The 1,066-nt window shown below is 39.0% G+C and carries 2 protein-coding genes; both read right to left on the bottom strand.

Going from position 1 to position 1,066, the window contains the following annotated elements; all coding sequences use genetic code 11:
• The coding region (locus EI28_RS13850; protein ID WP_155937490.1) for a glycosyltransferase family 2 protein at nucleotides 1-356 on the bottom strand (356 nt) is incomplete at its 3' end.
• A gap of 48 nt (nucleotides 357-404) precedes the next feature.
• Nucleotides 405-1,066, bottom strand: a 662-nt coding sequence (locus EI28_RS14305; RefSeq protein WP_231476880.1) for a hypothetical protein, incomplete at its 5' end; no start/stop codon positions are given.

The following is a 1,066-nucleotide window of genomic DNA, read 5'->3' as shown; positions in this document are numbered from 1 at the left end:
CTTGAAACCCAGTCTCTGTTAACTACAGCATCTGCATCTGTAACTAGGACGTATTTGCCCCTTGCAGATCTTAATCCATGGTTCTGGGCACTCGCCTTGCCTCCATTGGGTTTGGACAATGCAATAACATTTTCGTACTTTGTCTGATATAAAGTGGCAATGTCAGAAGTTCTATCAGTACTCCCGTCGTCCACAATAATTATTTCATACTGAGTTCTAGGGAAGTCAACATCAATAATTGAATTTAAACACTCTCCCAAGACCATTTCTTCATTATGTGCAGGGATAATTATTGAAGCAATTACACATTCTGCCTCTATTTCGACTCCATTATGACGCGTATCCAAATGAATCACATCCCAAATGTATGACCAGACTGATTTATGTAATCCTGATTGTCATTGCTATATAGCTTGGATTTCTTGGAAGCCATTGCAGTATACAATATTATCAATTGCACCCTCTCCTTGTGGGCCTACTTCATAGGGTTTTACAACGTACTTTATTTGCAAATCGTAGGGTTTGACACCGGGTACAAAAGGCTTTTTTACGAATTGAATTAGCTTATTTATTGTATCTGGAAGAGGTCTTAAGTGAACGTCGAGACGATTTCCTTGGGGCGCATATACAGGTTGATCTAGTGAATAAGATAAGGTTACTGGGTTCGAGTTATACGCTCCTATATACTCTAGCATTAAACCGCTCCCGCCAATCGGCTGATTATCAGCCTTCTGTTCAATAAACTGGGTTACCGAATATGCGGATTCCGTCATGTAGTTTCTATACCCACCAGGTTTGACATTAGTATATGACGTGTGTATAATCCAAGACGCGAACACAATAACCAGCACGAGAACCACTACACCTAAATACTGTCTTGGCACGGATTTAAAAACTTTAAACAGCGAAAATATGCCGATCGCTGCAAGTATGACAAAAAATGGCTGTAACGTTTGATACACATAAAATGAAACACCTAAAAGTGGGATAAATAAAACAGAAGTACATAGCAAAAACCAATCTGTGAATAATTTTGATTGCTTAAAAATGACCGCTATCAGSCAAT

Source organism: Methanoculleus sp. MH98A (assembly GCF_000691865.1).
In the GTDB taxonomy this organism is placed as follows: Archaea; Halobacteriota; Methanomicrobia; order Methanomicrobiales; family Methanoculleaceae; genus Methanoculleus.
This window is presented reverse-complemented; position numbering and strand designations above follow the sequence as displayed.